Source organism: Virgibacillus sp. GM2-2 (assembly GCF_055329585.1).
This window is the reverse complement of record NZ_JBUZWC010000006.1, coordinates 20,522-35,623: the sequence shown is the minus strand read 5'-3', so window position 1 is coordinate 35,623 and position 15,102 is coordinate 20,522. Positions and strand designations below refer to the sequence as shown.

14 protein-coding genes and 1 other annotated feature are annotated in these 15,102 nt (G+C 37.4%); of the genes, 4 read left to right on the top strand and 10 right to left on the bottom strand.

Annotation, left to right across the window (positions count from 1 at the left end; translation table 11 throughout):
- Window positions 1-3: 3 nt before the first annotated feature.
- The 4 genes from ACY9Z2_RS08980 to lysS all read right to left on the bottom strand — a co-directional run bounded on the left by ACY9Z2_RS08980 (window position 4) and on the right by lysS (window position 5,359).
- Window positions 4-645, bottom strand: a complete 642-nt coding sequence (locus ACY9Z2_RS08980; RefSeq protein WP_463609295.1) for a DUF4129 domain-containing protein — start codon at window positions 643-645, stop codon at window positions 4-6.
- Window positions 646-683: 38 nt separating this feature from the next.
- Window positions 684-1,595: a hypothetical protein gene (locus ACY9Z2_RS08975; RefSeq protein WP_463609294.1), complete on the bottom strand. Its 912-nt coding sequence runs from the start codon at window positions 1,593-1,595 to the stop codon at window positions 684-686.
- A gap of 119 nt (window positions 1,596-1,714) precedes the next feature.
- Entirely contained in the window at window positions 1,715-2,989 is a 1,275-nt protein-coding gene (iscB, locus tag ACY9Z2_RS08970; protein WP_463609293.1) for an RNA-guided endonuclease IscB, read from the bottom strand.
- A 909-nt stretch (window positions 2,990-3,898) separates the two neighbouring features.
- Window positions 3,899-5,359, bottom strand: coding sequence for a lysine--tRNA ligase (lysS, locus tag ACY9Z2_RS08965; protein WP_463609292.1), 1,461 nt, complete (start codon window positions 5,357-5,359; stop codon window positions 3,899-3,901).
- Window positions 5,360-5,440: 81 nt separating this feature from the next.
- Window positions 5,441-5,704: a binding site (T-box leader), on the bottom strand.
- Between the two features lie 145 nt (window positions 5,705-5,849).
- Here lysS and ACY9Z2_RS08960 point away from each other — a divergent pair.
- On the top strand, window positions 5,850-6,722 hold the full coding sequence (locus ACY9Z2_RS08960; RefSeq protein ID WP_463609291.1) for an SDR family oxidoreductase: 873 nt from the start codon (window positions 5,850-5,852) through the stop codon (window positions 6,720-6,722).
- Window positions 6,723-6,774: 52 nt separating this feature from the next.
- On the opposite strand, the gene ACY9Z2_RS08955 is transcribed toward ACY9Z2_RS08960, so the two are convergent.
- Together ACY9Z2_RS08955 and ACY9Z2_RS08950 are read right to left on the bottom strand one after the other, a co-directional pair.
- Window positions 6,775-8,217, bottom strand: coding sequence for an aldehyde dehydrogenase family protein (locus tag ACY9Z2_RS08955; protein ID WP_463609290.1), 1,443 nt, complete (start codon window positions 8,215-8,217; stop codon window positions 6,775-6,777).
- A 15-nt stretch (window positions 8,218-8,232) separates the two neighbouring features.
- Window positions 8,233-9,864, bottom strand: coding sequence for an acetolactate synthase large subunit (locus ACY9Z2_RS08950; protein ID WP_463609289.1), 1,632 nt, complete (start codon window positions 9,862-9,864; stop codon window positions 8,233-8,235).
- 185 nt (window positions 9,865-10,049) lie between these two features.
- Between ACY9Z2_RS08950 and ACY9Z2_RS08945 the strand changes: the two genes are divergently transcribed.
- Window positions 10,050-10,199 carry a YqaE/Pmp3 family membrane protein gene (locus ACY9Z2_RS08945; protein WP_463609288.1) on the top strand — a complete coding sequence of 50 codons (150 nt, stop codon included), beginning with the start codon at window positions 10,050-10,052 and terminating at the stop codon, window positions 10,197-10,199.
- A gap of 368 nt (window positions 10,200-10,567) precedes the next feature.
- Window positions 10,568-11,422: a cation diffusion facilitator family transporter gene (locus tag ACY9Z2_RS08940; protein WP_463609287.1), complete on the top strand. Its 855-nt coding sequence runs from the start codon at window positions 10,568-10,570 to the stop codon at window positions 11,420-11,422.
- Window positions 11,423-11,440: 18 nt separating this feature from the next.
- Here the strand turns inward: ACY9Z2_RS08940 and ACY9Z2_RS08935 are convergent, their stop codons facing one another.
- The 3 genes from ACY9Z2_RS08935 to ACY9Z2_RS08925 form a co-directional block, all read right to left on the bottom strand.
- Window positions 11,441-12,337, bottom strand: a complete 897-nt coding sequence (locus ACY9Z2_RS08935; RefSeq protein WP_463609286.1) for an alpha/beta fold hydrolase — start codon at window positions 12,335-12,337, stop codon at window positions 11,441-11,443.
- 63 nt (window positions 12,338-12,400) lie between these two features.
- A complete protein-coding gene (locus ACY9Z2_RS08930) occupies window positions 12,401-12,595 on the bottom strand; it encodes a hypothetical protein (RefSeq protein ID WP_463609285.1) in 195 nt (64 codons plus the stop codon).
- Between the two features lie 176 nt (window positions 12,596-12,771).
- Window positions 12,772-13,533 (bottom strand): SDR family oxidoreductase, encoded by a 762-nt coding sequence (locus ACY9Z2_RS08925; protein ID WP_463609284.1) that lies wholly within the window; start codon window positions 13,531-13,533, stop codon window positions 12,772-12,774.
- Window positions 13,534-13,724: 191 nt separating this feature from the next.
- Here ACY9Z2_RS08925 and ACY9Z2_RS08920 point away from each other — a divergent pair, with 191 nt between their 5' ends.
- Window positions 13,725-14,333 (top strand): TetR/AcrR family transcriptional regulator, encoded by a 609-nt coding sequence (locus ACY9Z2_RS08920; RefSeq protein ID WP_463609283.1) that lies wholly within the window; start codon window positions 13,725-13,727, stop codon window positions 14,331-14,333.
- 183 nt (window positions 14,334-14,516) lie between these two features.
- On the opposite strand, the gene ACY9Z2_RS08915 is transcribed toward ACY9Z2_RS08920, so the two are convergent.
- Window positions 14,517-15,005, bottom strand: coding sequence for a metallophosphoesterase family protein (locus tag ACY9Z2_RS08915; protein ID WP_463609282.1), 489 nt, complete (start codon window positions 15,003-15,005; stop codon window positions 14,517-14,519).
- Between the last annotated feature and the right edge of the window lie 97 nt (window positions 15,006-15,102).

The following is a 15,102-nucleotide window of genomic DNA, read 5'->3' as shown; positions in this document are numbered from 1 at the left end:
TGCTCACTCCACCTTTCCACCCAACTGAAGGTTATTTTCTAAACTGTTCATGATTTTATCTTTGTATTCTAAAAATGCATCTTGTGTTATGTCTCGCTCACCATAAGCAATTTCATCAAAAACTTGTGCTAGGTTAAAAAATTGATCAGCTCTATTTTTGCTATCTTTTCGAAGTTCCTCATAATATTCCCAGTTCGTTTTCCACAACCTTGCTTCTAGCCACTCTTTATCATCAAAATAGAGTAATAATGCTAAAAAAAGATGACGCGAAGCAATGGAATATTGGTTCTTACTCTCTTGTTTTTGCGCCTCTGACAAATGGTTATGATACGACCAATTAACCTCACTTGTAGATTGAAGCGGTTTGGTATCACGAAATTTTCGCTTGCGATGGTAGTTACGTCCAACTAAAAAAACAAGTAATACGACTGCCGCAACAATACCGATTAATAGAACAATTCCTCCAAATCCACTGCCTGAAGGTTCAATTGAGTCAAATAGGTTCTTAAGGAAATCTCCTACCCAGCTTTTTACGTTATCCCACCAGATTTCTAGAAAATTTCGGTTGTCTTCATAATAGATTTGATATTCTTTTTGATTCAAAATATCTTTCAGCTCTTCTTTGGCTTGGTTCTTATCGTACATGTTTTCCCCCATCTATTCTTTAGAAGGTATTCTCCTATTTATTCCTTTGGCTCATTGTAATCTTCAATCATTTCCTTTAAATCGTCGGCGTTAACACGTAATCGCAAATCGAAGAACATAATCGCGTATCCAGTTGAGAAAATGACTGTTGTTACAACCGAAATTAGATTGATAATAATCCCATATAAAATACCATTACCTAGCAGTGCAACTACTGGAAGTTCTATTGCCAAGGAAATAATACCAGTAATAATACCAAAGATTAAATAAAGTCCTAATAGTTTCCACGTCCGACCATGTGTAAGACTCCAGCTTGGTGATAGGGCTGGAGCCGGTTCGTTAAACGCGATTAACCCTAAATAAAAACTCCATCGGATCACTAACAGTGCAACACCTAATCCGACACCTAGTAATATAAGCACAGCAAATAGAAAACCGCCAAATGGGTCTACCACTGCTCCTGCTATCCCTATAAACGTCACAAAAATAATTGGTACTACAATTAATCCAAACGTGATTACCGCCATTAACAATGTGCTTCCAGTAATCGGCCAAAATTTAGAAAAGGCTTGTTTAATTAGAGAGCCAACCGTATACGATTCTCCCTTTCGAATATGGTTCACCAGATATAAAATTGCCACCTGGGCAACTGCTAATAATACAATGTGCGGTATGCCAAGTAAAAAATATCCGATATCCGCCCCTACATTAACGCTAGGCTCGGTTTGTGTGTACGTAGTTTGTAATTGTTCTAAGAAATTATCACCTGAGCCCATTCCACCGATAAAGCTCATTCCGGCTAGCAATTCAATTAATGCCTGTAATACATAAATCGGCCCTAAGAGAAGAAGTAAAATTAGAAAAATATCCGAAAAATGATTTTTAACTACTCGAAAGGTATGATCGAGTATCTCCCCAAACCCTTTAGGTTTACTAAATTGTTCATTCATGCTAAAACCCCCTGTATCATTGTTATTGCTTTAACAGCACTCCGAAAGAAGTCTCCCACCTCAAGGAATGCGAAGGGCGACAGCCCAAAGAGTAGGTGGGAGATGAATTTCGGTTGGCGTTAGCCAAATGCTTTGTATGCCAATTGCCAATTGTTATGATGGCTGATTTGTGTTAGCTTCCTAAGGCTTACTTGTTTATAGGTTTTATTTGGTACGGTAATATAATCACCGTCAATCGTTTTGACATAAGCCCCACTTGTTCCTGTAAAGCCCGTAATATAGCCTGTTTTTCCATCTAATCTTACTTTATCATTCAGATAGAAACCACCCAACGATTTCTTGTTCTTCTCATTTCGCTTGCTGGTAACATTTTTCGTTTTCCGTCCTTTTCTCGCAGTTGCTTCATGCAATGACCGTTTCTTTTTGCGGAACTGCTTGATTTGGAAAACAGTTTGAACATCCTCTTTGATGATAGAAATACCACTAATAGCCACTGCATCATTCGCATGGGTCTTTTCCAATCCCAACTCTTTTCGTCTTGGTGTAGTTACAGATCCATACGTTATTTTTGCGTCGGGGTATTTGGCAAACACCCGCCTGCGAAACGTATTCATAAATGGTCCTTCTTTATATCGGGACAGCTTCTTTCCTTCTACCATCCAATTCCAAAGAATCTTACCCTTTTGATGATTGTCATGGGTATGGCAATCTGTGCAAACGGAAATGAGATTGTCTGCCCGGTTGGAACCGCCATGTGAACGGTATATAACGTGATGGGTGTTCAACATTTTGTTCTTTTTTTTGCATACCTGGCATGTATACTGATCCCTTGCCAATACAAAGTAACGGACATCATGGTAACCATACGTTTGGCCTTGCTGGTAGGCTACACCTTGTATATCCGGGTCGATCATTTTTTGCACGTTAAATTTGCCCACTTCCAGGCTTAACGCAGGGTCTGGTACACGTGCACAATAGTTATCAATCCAAAAGAAGGTGTTATCGATGCGACTCTGGATACTTGGCGGCAGCCATCCTTCTGGTCGCCTCCGATTTCGAAATTTGGGCTTGCGATAACGTGTTTTTCGGTTTCTTCTGGAACGCCTGTAGGTTTTTCTTGTATCCAAATTGTTTTTGACATCCTGGCGAAGTTCTATTTCCCCTTTGGCAAGCAGCTTATTTTCACTTGTAATGGCAATACCAACATGTTTTGCCCCCAAGTCCACGCCGATTTTCACCTTTTGGGTATAGCTGTTTGTTTCATACAATAATTGAATCTGAAATGGATCACGGGAAACAATTTTTGCTTTCTTATCTTGGAGCAGCAATCTTGCTTTTCTTGGTTTGCATGGCATCAAAGGTTGTCCATGCTTGTTAATAACGAACACTACCATCGTGTTCCTCCTCTCTGGGAGTGGTTACCCTTCGCCAATGTTGGTAAGACTTTGCGGTAATCCGCCAAATTCAGGTTGACCGTTCCTACCCAATCAGAACTGTTACAGCGCCTGCACAGAGCAACGGACTAGGGTATCATCCGAGGGTGTGATAACCAAACCAACGTAGTCAATCAAGACTTAGGCTAGACAACAAAGGCTTTTTCAAGCCCCCACTTCAATCAGACCGAAAGGTTGATAAGTGGTGGGTTGTTGACTGGTGTATTCATTCGCTATTTGTGTACTTATATTCTATCAGATAATTAGTAGAAATATGGGAATAATTGTTGAAAAGTCTAACTATTTCTCAGAATAATTTTTATTTCTTTAGTTACGGTTATTTTGTTTTATAATTACAAATAAATATATTTCCAAACAGTGAATTTTCTGATAAAATTGTAATGACGAATAGTAGAAGCTAGCTTTTACAAGGTGGTGATGGTCTTTGAAGGAACTCATCATAATTTTTATTAGCATCTTTATATCTGAAATTGTCTCTGATTGGATACATTCCCTTATCGGTCTTGATTATAATTGGTTTGCAGATAAATTTGATTTACTATTGCTATTGGCTGATTTCAGCATTTTCTTGGTAGTCTTCTTGCCTGTTTATGCAGTTTTAAAGAAGTTAATCATAAGAGATGGAAAATGAGAGTCGGATATTAGTATTTAAGAATGGTGTGAAAAAACGCTCCGGAAATTTTCTTCGCGCTTAGGGCTTCTAGTGAACATCGTCGTACTTTGTTTATCTGGAGCTCCTAGAAGCTTCCTTGAAAAAGCATCGCGCGCAAGAAGTAGTTTTTATCTTTTTCAAGGAGCCCTACGTGTATTTCCGGAGCTAAAATTGACCTTTGTTCGCCACTAATAAAATTAACCTTTCTTCGTCAGTGGAAAAAAGACACAATCTTTGATAGTATCGCTATCTGTCAGTACCATCAGCAACCGTTCAATTCCAAATCCCCACCCTGAAATCGGCGGCATTCCATATTCCATAGCGATTAAATAATCTTCATCCATTTCCATTGCTTCTACATCTCCGTTATTTCTGAGTAACGCCTGATTCTCCAACCTTCTTCTTTGCTCAAGCGGATCGACTAATTCAGAATAGGCGTTTATTACCTCTGCACCATTTATTATCAATTGAAAGCGATCTGTCAAATTTGGATGGTCATCATTTGCTCTTGCTAGAGGTGACAAATCAATTGGATGCTCGACTAAAAAAGTCGGTTTTACTAAATAAGGTCTACACATTTTTTTGTACAGAAGATCAATAAGATTTCCCCTTCCAAGAGTCTGGATATCCGTATGTTCAAGTTCAATATTTTTTCGTTTGGTCTCCTCATACAAATCGTTCACGTCTGGAAAATGATCAATGTCAATACCTGTATCCTTTAAAATTAAATCCCTAAACGAAACAATATCCCATTCTAACGAAAAATCAATTGTTTCATCATTGATTTTTATCGTAGTTTCACCAAAGATCTCGTTAAGAACATATAGCACCATCTCACGCATTAATTTCATAGTGTCCTTAAAGTTCCAGTAAGCAGCATATCCCTCGACCATTGTAAATTCTTGAAGATGCTGAGGACTGATCCCTTCATTCCGAAAGCATTTAGCAAACTCGAATACCTTTGTAAATCCACCAACAATTAATCGTTTTAAATAGGTTTCTGGAGCAATTCTCAAATAAAAATCAGAATCTAAAGCATTATGATGCGTCTTAAATGGCTTAGCAAGTGCACCAGATGAAGTTTGTTGTAAAATCGGTGTATCTACTTCTAAGAATCGTTGCTCTTCAAGAAACTTGCGAATGGAGCGAACCATCTTTGTTCTGGCTATAATACGATTTTTCGTTTCTTCCGTCATGATAAAATCTAAATAACGTTTTCTATAGCGTGTTTCAATATCTGTTAACCCATGCCATTTTTCAGGAAGCGGACGCAACGCTTTACCGAGAAATTGGTAATCTTGAATCCGAAGCGTTTTTTCATTGGTTTTTGTACTGTACATGTGACCTTCCACGCCAATAAAATCACCAATGTCGATTAATTCATGGAAATTAGTAAAAGACTGTTCATCAATCTCCCCTTTTTTCAATAAGAGTTGTAAGCTTTCATTGATCGTTGAAATAGTTATAAAACTTAGCTTACTAAACCTTCTAATTCCCGTTATTCTTCCAGCCACGCGAACACTTGTAACACCATCCTCTAACAGCGCCGCTTCATTCAATTCATAATTTGTTGAAAACTTATCTGGATAAGCGAAAATTCCACGTGCCGTTATACCATCTAACTTTTCTTTTCTACGCATTGTTTGCTCATTATTCATCTTTTCACTCCTTTTCTAGAATTCATTTCTGAGACATCTATTATTAAGCAACAAAAAACTCCCACCCCCAAGATTTATCATCTTAAGGACGAGAGTTGTTAACTTTCGTGGTACCACCTTAGTTTATTGATACGTTACCATATCAACCTCTTCGGGTACGTCAATAAAAATTGGTTATACCCTATCTCGTTAACGGGAGAGCCCGTCGCATTATCATTAAGAATTATCTTAAATCGATGCGAAGTTCCAAGTCTTTTTTCATCAAGTTCATTATTACCCCATTTCAGCTACAGGGGCTCTCTGAAAATAACTACACTTAACTACTCGTCTCTTCATCACTGTTATAACTGTTAATAAATATTAGATGTTATTATATGCAACGACCTTGTTAAAGTCAATACCTTCATGTTTGGTATCCTTTTTAAATTCGTTGAATGTGTCTCCTTAGTTTGATAGAGTAAATAAAACTATAAGAAAATGGGGCGATCGCATGCAAAGTAATGTTGCACTAGTAACTGGTGCGAATTCCGGTATGGGACTGGCAACAACCATTGAATTAGCTATCCAAGGCTATCAGGTAATCATGGCTTGTCGAAGTGCTGAGCGAGGAAACCAAGCATTGAAGCAAGCTAAACAAGAAAGTGGTTCTGAATTAATTGATTTAATGCTTTGTGATCTTGGTTCTTTAGAAAGCATCCGTTCCTTTGTAGCAGACGTTAAAGCTACATATAACAGCTTAGATGTTTTGATTTTGAATGCTGGTGTCGTATCGGTAAAAAGAGAAACAACAAGTGATGGATTCGAAAGCATGATTGGCGTAAATCATCTTGGGCACTTTCTTTTGACGAATCTATTACTCGATTCTTTAAAGACAGCTGAGCAAGGTAGAATAGTCGTATTATCTTCTGGTGCTCATAAGGCTGGCCATATCGATTTTCAAGATCCGTATCTTTTAAATGGGTTTAATGTTTGGAAGGGATATGCTCAATCAAAACATGCGAATGTGTTGTTCACTAAAGAACTTGCTGATCGTCTACAGGGAACAAATGTTACCGTAAACGCTGTCCACCCTGGAGCAGTCAGTACAAGTCTTGGTGTAAGTAGAAAAACAGGGTTCGGGAAAAGTGTCCATGCTGCGCTAAGACCATTTTTCCAAACTCCAAAACAAGGGGCAGAAACTGCTCTTTACTTAGCAACTAGTCCTGAAGTCGAGCATATTAGTGGCGAATATTTCTACAAAAAGAAGGTTGCTCATCTATCCTCCAAAGCAAAAGATATGGAGTTAGCAAGAAAATTGTGGGAGTGGAGTGAACGAGAGATTGGTTTAAGCTCGCATTTGTCTAGAGGCATACTTAGGGGCTGAAATTTTTTCAAAAAGCTATCACGTAACAACCAATTACGCGATAGCTTTCCTATTATCCTTCCTGTTCCTCTAACCTCACACCAATAAATTTCATTTCGGTCATATCCTCGATAGCGTATTTGACACCTTCTTTACCCATTCCGCTCTGTTTCACACCGCCGTATGGGTGATTATCCTGTCTATACGTGGATATTTCGTTAATCCAAACTCCGCCCATCTCGAGTTTATCAGCCACGCGTAATGCTCGATTAATATCTTTTGTGAAGACTCCTGCTTGGAGACCATAAATGGAATCATTCGAATAACCCACAACCTCTTCTTCCGTTTCAAATGGAATGACTGAAACAATTGGTGCAAAAACTTCTTGTGCAATAACTTTCATGTTAGCATCAACATCAGTCAAAATCGTTGGAGATAGCATGGTACCATTTCGTTCTCCACCGGTTTCGATTTTTGCTCCATTATTTGCTGCATCATCAATCCACTCTTTTGACCGTTTGGCTGCCTCTTCATCAATCATTGGGCCAATATCAGTCGCTTCATCAGCCGGATCACCTAGCTTTAATGCTTCTGTATTTTTAACGTATTTTTCTAGGAATGAATCGTAAATATCCTTTTGAACGTATACACGTTGTGCTGAGATACATACCTGACCAGAAAAAGCGAAAGCACCTTTGACCAAAGCTTTTGCAGCATAGTCGATATCCGCATCGTTAAATAAAATGTTTGGGGAATTGGAACCAAGTTCAAGTGTTACTTTTTTAAAACCAGCATTTTTCGCGATGCTTTCCCCGACCTTTAAGCTTCCGGTAAAACTTATTTTGTGGACTTTCTCATGGGTTACAAGTGGGGATCCAACATCCTCCCCTGTACCGATAAGTAAATTCAACGCACCTTTTGGCATGCCTGCCTCGTGAAATAATTGCACGAGTTTGTAGCCTGTGACTGGTGTATTTTCCGCCGGTTTAAAAACAATCGTGTTTCCGGCTGCAATGGCTGGTGCAAGCTTGTGCAGTGCCAAATTTAATGGAAAGTTGAATGGTGTAATCGCACCGACAACACCAAGTGGAATTCGTTTCACAAAGCCTAACCGATTTTCTCCACCAATTGCCGCATCCATCGGGATAACCTCACCTGAGATGTTTTTCGCAAGCTCAGCTGCAAAACGGAGTACCTGGATGGATCGTCTAATCTCACCACGACTCCCTTTAATTGGCTTTCCTGCTTCTTGGCAGATTGTTTGGGCAAAATCCTCCCTTTTTTCCTCCAAAAGATCTGCTGCCTTTTGTAAAATGGCTGTTCGTTCATGTGCTGGCATGGTTTTCATTGTTGAATGGAAAGCATTAAAACTTGAATCCACCGCATCATCTAAATCTTTTTTTGTAGCCAATTTTAGTTCTGCGACGTTCTCTTGATTGTATGGGTTTTTTACCATTAACGATTCCCGCGAATCTTCTTTTCGTTCCTTACCGTCTATTATGGAACCTATTATCATGGCTTCTACCTCCTTTTAGCATGTGATATTATCAAGTTTTTCTGTGAGCTTCATGTTCTCGTCATAATCGACAGGGCAATCGATTAGTACTGGTTTATTTAAGTTAATAGCTTTCTGTAATGTATCTTTAAGTTTCTCTGTTTTATCAACTTTTAATGCTTCAAAACCATACGACTTGGCAAGTTGAATAAAATCAGGATTTCCAAATTTGATATGGGAAGCACGTTTAAATGCTTTCAATTGATGCCATTCGATTAAGCCGTATCCTTCATCTCTCCACAACAGGATTACAATAGGGACTTGCAAACGCATGGCCGTTTCAAGCTCAGCTCCCGTCATTTGAAACCCACCATCCCCACACACGGCAACAACATTTCGTTCTGGGTGAACCATTTTGGCAGCAATTGCTCCAGGTACAGCTACACCCATGGATGCTAGTCCATTTGATATCAAGCATGTATTCGGTTCATGGCAATGAAACATTCTTCCAACCCACATTTTGTGAGCACCTACGTCTGAAATTACAATACTTTTTTCATCTAAAATAGCACGTAAATCCGAAACAATTTTTTGCGGTTTAATAGGAAAAGCATTGTCATGTTGAAAGCTTTCCAACTCATCTAAAGCTTGTTTTCGTACGTTTTGAATCCAATCAAGTGTACGTTCCTTCTTTGGTATGAAATGTTTAACCTTCTTAATATTTTCTTTTATATCACCGATAACATTTATAGCAACAGGATAGTTAGCATCCGTTTCCGCTTCCTGTGTATCAATATGAACGATCTGCGTATCGGCATTTGGATTCCAATTTCGTGGTGGGTATTCGGCTATATCGAAGCCAATCGCAATGATTAAATCTGCATCCTTGAACCCGCATGTAATATAGTCCTTGCCCCCCATTCCGGCAGTAAGCATACTGCGTTCATCTGTCCACGGTAATGCACCTTTTCCCATGAATGTATGGACGACTGGAATATTCGTTTGTTCGACTAACGAACGGAGATGATCAGTGGCATAATCACGCGTGATTCCATTTCCAGCTAAAATTAGCGGTCGCTCAGCCTGATCGATTAGTTTGACGGCTTTTTCAACTACCGGATCATCCGCTTCGTTCATCGTGTGAGTCACAATAGGGAGTGGTGATTCTTCCACTTCTAGTCCAGCTACATCCTCTGGTAAATCAATGTGTGTTGCCCCAGGTTTATCATGCGTTGCAACGTGAAACGCCTTACGAACCACCTCTGGGACTATTTCTCCTTTTTTAATTTGGGTGTTCCATTTTGTTACAGGCTTAAAAACGTCGACCATATCGTAATACTGGTGCGAAATTTTGTGTTGTCGTTCTAGTCCTGCCTGCCCCGTTATAGCAACAATCGGGCACAAATCCATATTCGAGTTTGCAACTCCAGTTAACAGATTGGTTGCACCTGGCCCAAGCGTTGCTAAACATACCCCTGGTTTGCCAGTAAGCCTGCCGTATGTACCAGCCATAAAAGCAGCACTTGTTTCATGTCTCGTCACGATAAATTCAATACTCGAGTCAAGAAGCGCATCCATGACATCAATATTTTCTTCTCCCGGTACCCCGAAAATATATTCAACCCCTTCATTTTCCAAACATTTCACAAGTAATTCAGCAACTTTCATCTAAACCCATCCTTCACAAAAGTTAGTTCTTTGTATTTTTTGTAGAAAGTGCTAATTTTATTTACTTATTGGCAAAGTTTTTTCGTTTGTTGAATTTGTTGTTTATAACAGTTGTCAATAAAGTGGCATTTGGTTTTAAAAAATAGCAGTAAGGGAAACCATCAAACCAAAGGGGGTAATAAATTATGATTTATCTTTTAGCTCTCCTACTCCCACCAGTTGCAGTATTGATGACTGGAAGACCAGTGCAAGTTGTAATCAATGTACTATTAACAATCATTGGATGGGTACCTGGTGTGATACATGCTATATTTGTGATTAAAGGATCGAGATAATTGAAATGTGGAATCTGCCTACTTTTGCTAGCAAAGTAAAAAGACGTTCTGGAGATTTATAACTTCTCCCGAGCGTCTTTTTTTCTATCTATAAAAATCTGCAATAAAACAGCAAATAATTCTCCGAATATTGCTAGACAATGAAAAAATATAATCATTGGACTGATCACTCCAGTGATTATGTTTCTAATAACCTCTACAACATGACCCTTTAACGATAATTGTTATTATTGAACCGCCTAAAAATGCAACTGAACTTAATTATCATTCTCAATTAAAATAAAACATTATCAATTGATGCTTGATTTATTTATTGATAAGTAGTATTATTATTACATTATAATAATTATAATTAAAGAGGTGATGTAATGAATACTACGGAAGAACACAAAACTACAAAGAAAAATAAAAAGTTATTTATTTGGGCTGCTTCCCTAACCCTTATTTTTGCGGCACTTGAAATCGTATATGGGTATATATCTGGTTCACTCATGATTATCGGTGACGGATTCCATATGGGTTCGGATGCAATGTCGTTAATTCTTTCTTTAGTCGCGACAATCATGGCAGCAAAGGCGGTTACTTCAAAGCGGACCTTTGGATATAAACGATTTGAACCAATTGCGGCTTTCATTAACGGACTCATGCTTATCATTATTCCGCTTTATATCGTCTATGAGGCAATTACACGGATGATAGATCCAGTTGAGATAATACCTAACCAGATGATTGTTGTAGGTATCATCGGTTTAATCATAAATGCTCTAGTAGGATATATTTTATCCAAAGGAAATGCGAACCTTAATATGCGGAGTGCATTATTACATGTATTTGCAGACATGATTACAAGCTTGAGCGCAGTAATCGTCGCACTTGCCATTTTATTTTTTGATCTTGTATGGTTAGACCCAACAGCAAGTATTATTACGTCAATCATTATTATTCGTGGCGGTGTTTTAATAACGAAGGAATCGTTCAATATTTTGATGGAAGGTACGCCAAATGGCTATTCTGTTGATGGAATAAAAGATGTCATATTAGGAATGAACTCGGAATTGTCCATTGAAGACGTAAAAGTATGGTGTGTGAATGAAGATGAAGTATACACATTGATTCGGGTCAGATCTTCAAAAGTGGTTACAAATATGCAAAATGGAATTAAGGATTTAGTTGCAAAAACAATGAAGATCCCATCTGAGCATGTGTATGTGGATGTGAGTTGAGGTTTAGGTACCGAGCACCTACACCTCAACCAACTTTAGAAATTCTCTGACTGTATTCATAAATTTCTTCTCTTCTTCTATATGTGCATAATGCGAGGAATTTTTAAGCTCTATGTGGCTACTATTTCTAATACCATCATTAAACAGTCCTGATTGACCAACTGATATGCCATCATATTTACCACTTATAACAAGTGTATGACATTTTATTTCACGTAATCTATAACAAATATTATAATCAGCCATTTCTCTATTAATTTCTGGATTCCAAATTAAGTTATTCGTTTTTGAATCTTTATCATTCAATGCTTTCGTTAAGTAATTTGGATAATTGCTTCTACAATAAAAGAGGCTATTAAACATTCTCTTATAATTCTCTAGTTCATTTTTCGTAAAATTTCCTTCATTTATCTTCTTATAAAGCAGTTTTAAATCATCAGTAAAGTGTTCTATTTGAAATTGTTTTCTTGCCAGAAGACATTCTTTCCAGTCAGCAATACCACTATGTAAAATTAAACTTTGTACATTCTCTGGATATTTCAATGCAATGTTTACGCCTAATACTGTACCCCATGAATGCCCCAGAAGATGATAATTTGAAATTCCGAGATGTGTCATCAGACTATTAAATTGAACTATAAAATCTTTTACACTTAACGAATTAAACTGTTCCGATCTAGTTGAATTTCCACTACCGAACTGATCATAAGCAATAACTGATCTTCTATCAGATAAATTTAATAAAGGAGTTAGAGTTGTATAGGATAATCCGGGTCCCCCCGCCAATAATATAATAGGTTTCGAATTTCCATTAAGTAAATCAGGATTATGTATCTCATAATAAGTTTTATACTGATTATTTCTTAAGTAACCATGCTTTGTTCTTATTGAAGCTTTTTCCTCCTCAGTTTTCAAACTTACCCCCCCTTTACTAATTACCTTATATGATTCTTGTTTACTGCAATTAAATAATGTTATTTATTTTTTGTTTTTGATGGAGTCAATTTTTTCTTCCATCCTATTAAGTTGGCTCTGCAGATTTTTTCTACCATGAAAGAAAGAACGAATAAACCTAACGATTAAAACAGTGATTAGTAATAAAACTAGCAAAAATATTATTTGAACAATAACATCACCGACGTGAATACCACCAATAGCTGTAGACACTCTCATCTATTCCCCCTAAATATATCAACATATTTTTACTATATTGTATCAAATATCATATCAAATACTATGAGAAACGGTAAAAAATGCCACCATCCAATAGTTATGAATGGTGGTTTATTAAAGTTTACTAATTAGCCTCTAAAGGAGTAAAGTAAGCTACATTATCCGATTCAAATACTTTAAAATGCTGCTGTCCAACCTGCATCTGCTGTAATCACAGTACCGTTAACAAAACTTGAATCATCAGAAGCTAAAAATAGTGCTACTTGAGCTATTTCCTCTGGTTTACCTGTACGTGGCATTACGGCCTGTGCTTTTTGCGTTCGGCTGTAACCGAATTCATTAATGTTTTTCATAGTAGACGCAATATTTGTTTCCACACCACCTGGTGCAATCGCATTGCAACGAATTCCATTATTCGCATACATGTATCCAGTGTTTTTGGTGAAACCAACTACTGCATGTTTAGAAGCTGCGTAAGTTGCCCCGGCGTGAGCTCCGTTTAATCCACCAGTTGAAGCTGTATTAATGATAACACCTTTTTCCTTCTCTAGAAAAATTGGCAATACTTTACGTGTAGCACGCATGACAGCCTTCGTATTGATATCAAAAAGTAGATCCCACTTTTCATCATCGATATCCCCTGCAGGTTCCATGCTGTCCATAATTCCTGCATTATTTACTAGAATGTCTAATGTTCCATACTCATTCACAGCAGTATCGATCATATTCTCAATGTCTTTCAAATCTGCAACATTCGCTTTTACCGCCTTGGCCGAACCACCATTAGTTGTGATTCCATCTACTACATTTTCTGCACCTTCTAAATTTAGGTCAGCTACAATGACTTTAGCGCCTTCTTTTGCATACAGTTCTGCAATAGCTTTTCCCATTCCAGATGCTCCACCTGTTACTACTGCTACTTTATCTCGAAGTTTCATCAATATGCCTCCTCTTTTTTTGAATGCATCTACTATAGAGATAATGAACAGATGTCCATTAACCTACATCTATAGTATAATGGACATATTGTGCTTGAACAATAAACAACACGATGGCCGTCTGTTGTTTACCAGACACCATTAATAATTTTGTTTATTTATTTGGAAATAATCAACACAGGGGGATTGAAATGTCTATGAAAAATGTTGGAGTCGATAAACGTGTTAAAAGAACAAAAAAAGCATTACACAAATCGTTATTAACCTTGATGCAACAAAAGGACCTTAAGGATATTACGATTACAAATATAGTTGAACTTGCAGACTACAATCGCGGAACATTTTATAAACATTATAAGTATAAAGAAGATCTGCTCGATGAAATAACAGAGGATATCATTTCGGATTTGGTTGAATCATACAGAGAACCGTATCATAATGTAGAAACGTTTGAAGTTAGTAAGTTAACTACTTCCGCAATTAAAATATTTGAGCATGTAGCTATGCATTCAGATTTTTATCAAATCATTATTCAATCGAATGCTCTTCCTGGATTTCAAAAAATAATCACAAATGAATTGAAAAGATTATCTTTAGAGGATCTTTCAGTTATTGAACCAAAACATGAGATAGCCTCCGATTTGTATGCAAGTTATCATGCTTATGCAATACTCGGGATGATTATCGAATGGGTTGATGGTGGTTTTAAACTAACCCCTGATTACATGGCACAACAATTACTTGAAATACTTAAAGTTAGTCCACTAACTACAAAGTTCACAACAAGAAAACATAGATGAGAACTAACTATGTTTTACTGTTCTCCAATGCTGAAATTCTTTTATCTAGCTTTTCCAAGTGCTTACTAGTGGGTTGGTTAATACGCTGTGTAATCCTCATTGACAATAGCAACAATCAAGATAATTATGCCCACAAAAAAAGAAGCATTATTTCCAATGATAAAAACTCCACTACAATTTATATTAATTAAAAAACACAATCTCCGCTCGAACTTCATCCCCAATTTCAAGTACACCGTACGAGTGATAAGGAAGTTTTCTTTTATACGTTGGAGAACCCGGATTAATTAACATTGTTTGTTTGAAATATCGCACAAGCGGTATATGCGAGTGACCAAAAATAATGATATCTACTTCCTTATCTTGAAATGCCGCTAATGCCCTTTTTTCAGTTGTTTTCTTTTCACCGTCTCCATGGACAATACCAATTTTATAACCCAAGACCTCTACAATTTGTTCAGCAGGAAAATTTTTTCTAATATCATCCGAATCAACATTACCAAAAACACCTTTTACCTCAGCTAATTTCGATAATTCACTATACACGTCCATTGAATTCCAATCTCCAGCATGGATAATGAGGTCAGCTGTTTTACATGCCTCCATCAAACGTGCTGGTAATGCTTTACCTTTTTCCGTAACATGTGTGTCAGCCGTTATGATGATTTTCATTTTGCGTTGCTCCTTTTAAAAAACTCTCTTTCTAGCCTACATAAACATGAATTAAAAAAAGTACTTTATTGTACTTTACCCATATGTAAATAAAAAT

Excerpts from the sequence above, each read along its gene's own strand:
- ACY9Z2_RS08960 (WP_463609291.1), top strand. The coding sequence starts at position 5,850 with ATGCAAAGTAATGTTGCACTAGTAACTGGTGCGAATTCCGGTATGGGA.
- ACY9Z2_RS08950 (WP_463609289.1), bottom strand. The coding sequence starts at position 9,864 with ATGAAAGTTGCTGAATTACTTGTGAAATGTTTGGAAAATGAAGGGGTT.
- ACY9Z2_RS08945 (WP_463609288.1), top strand. The coding sequence starts at position 10,050 with ATGATTTATCTTTTAGCTCTCCTACTCCCACCAGTTGCAGTATTGATG.
- ACY9Z2_RS08955 (WP_463609290.1), bottom strand. The coding sequence starts at position 8,217 with ATGATAATAGGTTCCATAATAGACGGTAAGGAACGAAAAGAAGATTCG.
- ACY9Z2_RS08925 (WP_463609284.1), bottom strand. The coding sequence starts at position 13,533 with ATGAAACTTCGAGATAAAGTAGCAGTAGTAACAGGTGGAGCATCTGGA.
- lysS (WP_463609292.1), bottom strand. The coding sequence starts at position 5,359 with ATGAATAATGAGCAAACAATGCGTAGAAAAGAAAAGTTAGATGGTATA.
- ACY9Z2_RS08980 (WP_463609295.1), bottom strand. The coding sequence starts at position 645 with ATGTACGATAAGAACCAAGCCAAAGAAGAGCTGAAAGATATTTTGAAT.
- ACY9Z2_RS08920 (WP_463609283.1), top strand. The coding sequence starts at position 13,725 with ATGTCTATGAAAAATGTTGGAGTCGATAAACGTGTTAAAAGAACAAAA.
- ACY9Z2_RS08930 (WP_463609285.1), bottom strand. The coding sequence starts at position 12,595 with ATGAGAGTGTCTACAGCTATTGGTGGTATTCACGTCGGTGATGTTATT.
- iscB (WP_463609293.1), bottom strand. The coding sequence starts at position 2,989 with ATGGTAGTGTTCGTTATTAACAAGCATGGACAACCTTTGATGCCATGC.
- ACY9Z2_RS08915 (WP_463609282.1), bottom strand. The coding sequence starts at position 15,005 with ATGAAAATCATCATAACGGCTGACACACATGTTACGGAAAAAGGTAAA.
- ACY9Z2_RS08940 (WP_463609287.1), top strand. The coding sequence starts at position 10,568 with ATGAATACTACGGAAGAACACAAAACTACAAAGAAAAATAAAAAGTTA.
- ACY9Z2_RS08975 (WP_463609294.1), bottom strand. The coding sequence starts at position 1,595 with ATGAATGAACAATTTAGTAAACCTAAAGGGTTTGGGGAGATACTCGAT.